This window comes from Micromonospora sp. NPDC048935 (assembly GCF_043197875.1).
Lineage (GTDB): Bacteria > Actinomycetota > Actinomycetes > Mycobacteriales > Micromonosporaceae > Micromonospora.
The window spans coordinates 1-8842 of the sequence record NZ_JBICTZ010000016.1 but is presented as its reverse complement, the minus strand read 5'-3'; the positions used below and the strand labels follow the sequence as shown (position 1 = coordinate 8842).

1 protein-coding gene is annotated in these 8842 nt (G+C 72.9%); it reads right to left on the bottom strand.

Features of this window, described 5'->3' with window-relative positions:
* Window position 1 precedes the first annotated feature (1 nt).
* The gene (locus ACGFIW_RS31015; RefSeq protein ID WP_393323329.1) at window positions 2-8836 is read right to left on the bottom strand and encodes a type I polyketide synthase; all 8835 of its coding nucleotides are present in this window, start codon (window positions 8834-8836) and stop codon (window positions 2-4) included.
* Window positions 8837-8842 lie beyond the last annotated feature (6 nt).

Sequence of the window (8842 nt, the reverse complement as noted above, 5' to 3'; positions counted from 1 at the left end):
CTCAACGCCCCCTCTGGTCCAGGTCCCTGGTTTCGGATATTCCGAACTCTTTTTCGATGAACGCGAAGACTTCGTCGTCCGAAGCCGCGGCGATCTCGTCGTCGACGTCAGCCGACTCGGGTCGACCGGTCGTGCCGCTCGGGGTTTCGCTCAACCTCGTGACCAGGACGCGCAGCCGGTTGCCTATGCGTGCCCGGTCGGCGGCGCTCAGGTCGGAGTTGGACAGCAGCGGTTCGAGTTCGTCCAGCCCCGCGAAGACCGGGTCCGCGGGGTCGGCCGCGGCCGGCAGCACCAGCGAGCGCAGGTGCCGGGCCAGCGCGGCCGGGGTCGGGTGGTCGAAGACAAGCGTCGCCGGGAGCTTCAGGGCGGTCTCGCGCGACAGCAGGTTCCGAAGTCGGACGGCCGCCAGCGAGTCGAAACCGCAGTCCTTGAAGGCCCGGTCCGCGGCCACCGCCGACGGGCCGGAGTGGCCCAGCACCACGGCCGTACGGTCGCGGACGAGATCGAGCAGCACGGCGTCGCGGTCAGCTTCGGAAAGCCCGGCCAGTCGCTCCCGGAGCCGGGCCGACGCGTCGGAGCGCCGCTCCTGCTCCCCGTCGGCCATCCGGGCTTCGGACAACTCGGCGAACAGCCGGGCGGGCCGGTCGAACGCCAACTCGGAGACGTAGGTGGGCCAGTCGACATCGGCGACGGCCAGCACCGGCTCGTCGCGGTCGAGGGCCGAACCCAGAACCTCCAGGGCGAGATCCGCGTCGAGGGTGGACACACCCCTGCGGCTCAGCCCCGCGGCGACCTCCGGCGATCCCACGAGCCCACCTCCGGCCCAGGGGCCCCAGGCCACCGAGGTGGCCGTCAACCCTTCCGCGCGCCGCCGCTGGGCCAGCGCGTCGAGCATCGCGTTGGCCGCCGCGTAGGCGCCCTGGCCGGTGTTGCCGACGGCGGCGGTGAAGGAGGAGAACAGCACGAACGCCGACAGGCCCAGCTCCCTGGTCAGATCGTGCAGATGCAGCGCGGCACGGGCCTTGGGCGCGAGAACCGCGTCGATCCGGTCCCGGTCGAGCGCGCCGATCAGCGCGTCGTCCAGGACCGCGGCCGTGTGGACCACAGTCGTCAGCGGCCGGTCGGGCCGGATCGTCGCCAGCACCGAGGCCAACTGCGAACGGTCGGCCACGTCACAGGCCAGGACCTCGGCCGTCGCCCCCAGGTCTTCGAGCTCGGCGACGAGTTCGGCCGCCCCCGGCGCGTCCGGCCCACGCCGGCTGACCAGCACCAGGTGCTCGATGCCCCGCTGGACCAGCCAGCGCGCCGTCCGAGCGCCCAACGCGCCGGTGCCTCCGGTCACCAGCGCGGTGCCGTGCGCACGCCACTCCCGCGCGGCCCGCGACGCCGTGACCGGAGCGCGCAGCAGGCGTCGCACCCGCACCCCGGAGGTCCGGATGACGGCCTCGGACTCCTCCCCGTACGCGCCGGAGACCACGGCCAGCACCCGCTCCCAGGTCCGTTCGTCGACCGCGGCACCCTCGACATCGACGAGGCCGCCCCACCGGTCCGGATGCTCGAGTGCGCAGACCCTGCCCAGGCCCCACAGCGCGGCACCGTCCGGGTCCGGCGCGACACCGTCCGCGCCGGTGGAGACCGCCGAGCGGGTGAGGCACCACAGCGGTGCCGGCAGTCCGGCCTCGCCGAGGACCCCGATCAGCGCCGCGGTGGCGTGCAGCGCCGCCGGCTCCGCCAGCCCGAGCAGGGAGATGACGCCTGCCACGTCCCGCACGGCCCGGAGGGCGTCCAGGAGGCCGTCGCCGTGGCGGAGGACAACGGCATCGGCACCCGCCCGCTCCAGCGCGCGGACGGCGGCACCCACCAACCCGGCCTGGTCCTGTTCCTCAGCCGCCACCAGCACCCAGGCCCCCCGCAGGGTGGGAGCGGTGCCCTCCGTACCCTGCGCGGGCTGCCACTCGATCCGGTAGCGCCAGGAGTCCGTGACGGCGGCGGCCATCCGTTTCCTGCGCCACGCGGCCATCGCGGGAAGAACGCTGCTCAGCGGGGCCGCCGGGTCGACGCCGAGTTCGGCGGAGAACTCCGCCAGGTCGCCGCGGTCCACCGCGTCCCAGAGGCCACTGTCGGGGGTGCCCGCCACCACCGGCACGTCGTCGTCGAGCCAGTAGCGCCTGCGCTGGAAGGCGTAGGTCGGCAACTCCACGGTCGCGGGGCCCGAGCCCTCGAAGACCGGCGACCAGTCGACGTCGACCCCGCGTACGAGCAGCACCGACAGCGAGAGCAGGAACCGCCTCATCCCGCCGTCGGCCCGTTGCAGCGTCCCCGCCACCAGCACCTGGCTCGCCTCGCGTTCCTCCGCGACCGCCGTCATCCCGACGGCGAGCACCGGATGCGGGCTCACCTCGACCAGGATCTGGTGCCCCTCGTCGAGCAGCGCGCCGACGGCCGACGCGAACTGGACGCTCTGCCGCAGGTTGCGGTACCAGTACTCGGCGGTCAGCGAGGCGCCGTCGCGCTCGACCCATGCACCGTCCACCGTGGAGTAGAACGGCACCGTCGCGGGCGTCGGCCGCAGACCGTCCAGCACCTCGATCAGGCGCGCACGGATCCCCTCGACCTGAGCCGAATGGGAGGCGTAGTCCACCGCCACCCGGTTCGCCCAGACGCCCCGGGCCTCGCACGCCGCGAGAAACTCCTCCAGGGCCGCCGGCTCGCCGGCGACCACGACCGAGCGGGGGCCGTTGGCCGCGGCCAGCGAGAGGCGGTCCGCCCAGGGGGTCAGGAAGTCCGCACACTCCTGTGGTGTCAGGGTGGCGGTCACCATTCCGCCGCCTCCGGCCAGGGATTCCCCGATCAGCCGGCTGCGCAGCGCCGCCACCTTCGCGCCGTCTTCCAGAGAGAGGATTCCGGCCACGCAGGCGGCCGCGATCTCGCCCTGGCTGTGCCCGACGACCGCCGCGGGCCGCACGCCGAACGAGCGCCACAGTTCGGCCAGGGAGACCATCACCGCCCAGAGCACGGGCTGGACGACGTCCACACGGTCCAGCGGAGGCGCGCCGTCGGCACCGCGTACCACGTCGAGCAGTGACCAGTCCGTGAACGGCGCCAGCGCCGCCGCGCACTCGGCCATCCGTGCGGCGAACACCGGCGACTCGTCGAGCAGCTCCACGGCCATCCCGGCCCACTGCGACCCCTGCCCGGGGAAGACGAACACCGGGCCGGACGGCGCGGTACCCGAGCCGTACACGATCTCCTCGTGCTCCTCGCCGTGAGCCCAGGCGCGCAGCGCCGCCGGGTCGGTCCCGGACGCGACGGCGACGGCCCGGTGCTCGAAGCGCGTACGTGTGGCCACCAGCGACCTGGCGACGGCAGCCATCGAGAGTTCGGGACGGTCCTTGAGAAAGGTCGCGAGCCGACCGGCCTGCGCCCGCAGCGCCTCCTCGGACCGGGCGGACAGCACCAGCGGGAAGGTCGACACCGGGGATTCCCCCGTGGGCGTCTCCTCGTGCGGCGGGCCCTGTTCGAGGATCACGTGCGCGTTGGTGCCGGAGACACCGAACGCCGACACCGCGGCCCGGCGCGGACGTCCCGTCTCGGGCCACGGCCGGGCCTCGGTCAGCAGCCGCACGGCCCCCGCCGACCAGTCGACGTTCGGGGACGGCTCGTCGACGTGCAGGGTCTTCGGGAGGACGCCGTGCTCCAGCGCCTTCACCACCTTGATCACGCCCGCGACACCCGCTGCCGCCTGGGCGTGGCCGATGTTCGACTTCAGCGAGCCCAGCCAGAGCGGACGATCGGCGGGGCGGTCCTGCCCGTAGGTGGCCAGCAGCGCGCCCGCCTCGATCGGGTCGCCCAGCCTGGTTCCGGTGCCGTGTGCCTCGACCGCGTCCACGTCGGCCGCGGTCAGCCCGCCGTCGGCGAGAGCCTGCCCGATCACCCGCTGCTGGGACGGGCCGTTCGGGGCGGTCAGGCCGTTGCTCGCGCCGTCCTGGTTGACCGCCGAACCACGGACCACCGCGAGCACCCGGTGCCCGTCACGACGCGCCTGGGCGAGAGGCTGGAGCAGGAGCATGCCCGCGCCCTCGGCCCAGATGGTGCCGTCGGCCGCGGCGGCGAACGACTTGGCCCGACCGTCGGGGGCGAGCCCGCGCTGGCGGCTGAACTCGACGAACATGCCGGGATTGGCCATGATCGTCGCCCCACCGACCAGGGCGCGGGAGCACTCGCCCCGGCGCAGCGCCTGCACCGCCAGGTGAAGCGCGACAAGCGACGACGAGCAGGCGGTGTCGACGGTGACGGCCGGGCCTTCCAGGCCGAAGGTGTACGCGATCCGGCCGGACGCGACGCTCGCGGTGTTGCCGGTGAGCAGGTAGCCCTCGACCTCTTCGGTCGCGCGGTGCAGCCGCGGCCCGTACTCCTGCGCGGCGGCGCCCACGAACACGCCGGTCCGGCTGCCGCGCAGCGACGTCGGGTCGATGCCCGCCCGCTCGAACGTCTCCCAGGCGGTCTCCAGCAGCAGCCGCTGCTGCGGATCCATCGCGAGCGCCTCACGCGGGGCGATGCCGAAGAACTCGGCGTCGAACTCGTCCGCGTCGTGGACGAAGCCGCCTTCGCGGGCGTAGCTCGTCCTCGCCCTGTCGGGATCCGGGTCGTAGACGCCCTCGTTGTCCCAGCCTCGGTTGGCCGGGAACGGCGAGATCCCGTCGACGCCATCCGCCAGCAGTCGCCACAGATCCTCCGGGGTCGCCGCGCCACCGGGAAGACGGCAGCTCATCGCGACGATCGCGATCCGATCTTCGTGCACCGCGACCGGCACGGGCTGTGCCTGCGTCCCCGTCGTGCCGGCGAGCAGGGCACCGAGATGCTCGGCCAGGGCCTCCGGTGTGGGATGGTCGAAGACGATCGTGGGCGGGAGCGCCATCCCGGTCTCGGCCGCCAGCCGGTTGCGGAGCTCCACTGCGGTGAGTGAGTCGAGTCCGAGATCCTGGAAGGCCCGGTCCACCGGCACGGCCGCCGACGAGGTGTGGCCCAGCACCAGGGCGACCTGGTCACGGACGAGTGTCGCGACCGCCTCGGCCCGCTCGGCGCCGGACAGCGCGGCGAGCCTGCGGAGCAACTGCGTGGACGCGCCGACACCGCGCCGCGCACGGGTGGGCAGCAGGCCGTGGAACACCAACGGCACGTCGTCCGTACGCCTACCGCGCAGGTCCACGGCGAGGGCGGCCACGACCGGCTCGTCGCGGCCGAGCGCGGCGTCGAAGAGGGCGAGCGCGACGTCGGTGGCCAGCGGACGCAGCCCGCGGGCGGCGATCCTCGCCCGCGCGGCCGCCGTCAGGCCCCCGGCCATGCCTCCCTCGTCGGCCCAGGGCCCCCAGAGCAGCGAGAGCGCGGGCAACCCCTCGGCCCTGCGGCGTACGGCCAGCGCGTCGAGGAACACGTTCGCCGCCGCGTAACCCGCCTGGCCGGCGCTGCCCGCCAGGCCCGCGATCGAGGAGCACAGGACGAAGAAGCCGAGCGCGTGGTCCCGGGTCAGCTCGTGCAGGTGCCAGGCCGCGTCGGCTTTGGCGGCGAGGACACCGTCGATCCTCGCGTGGTCCAGCGAGGCGACGGCTCCGTCGTCCACGACTCCGGCGGCGTGCACCACCCCGGTCAGGGGACGGTCCGGTGGGATCGCCGCGATCAGCTCGGCGAGGGACCCGCGGTCGGTCACATCGCAGGCGGCCACCTCGACCGTGCCGGCGCCGAGCCGTTCCAGTTCCGCCGTCAGCGCGGAGGCCGCGGGTGCCTGCGGACCGCTGCGACTGACCAGCAGCAGGTGCCGGGCTCCGTGCTCGGTCACCAGGTGGCGGGCCAGCGCCGAGCCCAGGGCGCCGGTGCCCCCGGTGACGAGGACCGTGCCGTCGCGCGGGTCGACGCCGGGCGAGGCAGGTCCCGCGTCGGCGCGTACCAGCCTCGGGACGAGGGGGGCGGAGCCGGCACGGACGGCCAACCGCGGTTCCCCCGCGGCGAGCACTGTCGCGAGCATCCGCGCCGACAGACGCCGGTCGGCGGTGTCGACCAGGATGATCCGTCCCGGGTGCTCGGCCTGCACCGACCCGACAAGGCCCCACACCACCGCCGCCTGCGGCTCCGGCAGCTCGTCTCCGACGGCGACCGCGGCTCGTGTCAGCAGGACGAGGCGGGCGTCGTCGAAGCGGCTGTCGCCGAGCCACTCCTGGACGAGGTCGAGGGTCCGATGCGCCGCCTCCCGCGCCGATGCGGCCGGGCTGCCGTCCGGGCGCGGGAGGATCGGGGCCAGCACCACCGCCGGCTCGCCGGTCACCGAGGCCAGGTCCGCGAAGACCTCGACCGGCGCGTCCTCCTCGGCGAGGGCTGCCGCGTCGGGGGCCACGACGACGACGCGACCGTTCGGTGGTGCCTCGGCTGCCGTGCCGGGTTCGAGTTCCCGCCAGGTGAGGGTGTGCAGGGAACCGTCCCGGCCGGTCCGCGCGGCACCGCGGAGCTGGGCCGCCGCGACCTGCCGGAGCACGAGCGAGCCGATCGACAGCACCGGACGCCCGGTGGAGTCGGCCACCGCGACGGCCACCATGTCCGGCCCGGTCCGCACGATGCGCAGGCGCAGGCTGGAGGCGCCCGCGGAGTGCAGCCGCACGCCGGTCCAGCTGAACGGCAGCCTGGCCTGGTCCGGATCCTGCTCCAGGTCGTGATTGACGAAGCCGAGCCGCATGGCCTGCAGGCCGCTGTCCAGCAGGGCGGGGTGCACGCCGTACCCGGCCACGCTCGGACCCTGTGCCGGGTCGACCTCGGCGAACAGTTCGTCGCCACGTCGCCAGGCCGCGCTCAGCCCCTCGAACGCCGGGCCGTAGCGGAAGGCGGTGCCGTCGAGGTCGTCGTAGAAGCTCTGGACACCGACAGCCGTGGCACCCGGGGGCGGCCACGAAGCGAGGTCCGGGTGGTCGTCCGGCGTGTCGTCGGGGGCGAGGACTCCGCGCGCGTGGCAGGTCCACGGCTCTTCGCCGGTGCGGGAGTGGAGTGCGAGGGTACGGCGGCCGGAGTCCTCGGCAGCGCCGACCGTCAGCTGGAGGACCAGCTCGCCGTTCTCCGGGAGGATCAGCGGCGCCTCGTGGGTGAGTTCGTCGAGCCGCTCACACCCGACCTGTTCGCCGGCCTGGAGCGCCAGTTCCAGATAGGCCGTGCCGGGCAGGACGATCTCGCCCAGCACCGTGTGGTCGGCGAGCCAGGGGTGGGTGCGCAGGGACAGCTTGCCCGTCAGCACCAGGCCGTCGGCCTCGGCGAGGCCGACCGCGGCGCCGAGCAGCGGGTGCTCCGCCGAGCGCAGTCCCATGGCCGTGACGTCGCCCAATTCGGGGCCCTGCTCCAGCCAGTAGCGGCTGCGTTGGAACGGATACGTCGGCAGATCAACAACCCGACCACCAACAACCCCGAAGAACGCCTCCCAATCCACCGCCACACCCCGCACCGCCAACCCCGCCACCACCCCCGCCAACGCCCCAACCTCACCACGCCCCGCCCGCAAAAACGGCACCACCGTCGCCTCCGGCAACGCCTCCCGCACCAACCCCGACAACACCCCATCCGGACCCAACTCCACAAACGCCGTCACACCCTCAACCGCAACAGCCCGCACACCATCCAAAAACCGAACCGGCAACCGAACCTGCCGCACCCAATACTCAGCAGAACCCAACTCCCCCGCCGCCACCACACCCAACACACCCGACACCACCGGCACCCGCGGCGAACAAAACTCCAAACCCTCCACCACCGACCGGAACTCATCCAACATCGGCTCCATCCGATGCGAATGAAAAGCATGACCAACACCCAACCACCGCACCCTCCGACCCAACCCACCCCAATACGCCGCCACCTCCCCAACCGCATCCTCATCCCCCGACACCACCACCGACGACACCCCATTAACCGCCGCCAACCCCACCCGATCCGACAACAACGGCACCACCTCCACCTCCGAAGCCCGCACCGCCACCATCGCCCCACCCACCGGCAACGCCAGCATCAACCGACCCCGAGCAGCCACCAACACACACGCATCCGACAACGACAACACCCCCGCCACATGAGCCGCCGCAATCTCCCCCACCGAATGACCCAACACAAACGACGGCCGCAACCCACACCACTCCACCAACCGAAACAACGCCACCTCAAGCGCAAAAAGACCCGCCTGCGCAAAAACCGTCCGACCCAACAACTCCGCATCCCCACCAAACACCACCTCCCGCACCGACACCCCCAAACGCCCATCCAACTCCCCACACACCGCATCAAACGCCTCAGCAAAAACCACCGACGACCCATACAACTCACGACCCATACCCAACCGCTCCGAACCCTGACCCGAAAACACAAACGCCAACCCACCCTGCTCAACCGCCACCCCACCCACCACACCCGACACCACCACACCCGACGCCACCGCCCGCAGGCCGTCGTCCAGGTCGCTTCTCGTCGTGGCCAGGACGGCCGCCCTGTTCTCCAACGCGGCCCGACCCGTGGCGAGCGAACGGCCCAGATCGGCGGGCGTCAACTCTTCGTCGTCGGCGAGCAACTTCCGCAGGCGGGCCGCCTGCGCGCGGAGCGCTTCCTCGCCCCGCCCGGAGAGCAGCACCGGCACGGGGTACGAAACCGTCGCCGACGCCTCCGCCGGCGCCTCGGCCGGCGCCTGCTCGAGAATCACGTGCGCATTGGTCCCACTAATACCAAAAGACGACACCCCCGCCCGCCGAGGCCGACCCACCTCCGGCCACAACCGCGACTCCGTCAACAACCGCACCCCACCCGACGACCAATCCACATGAGA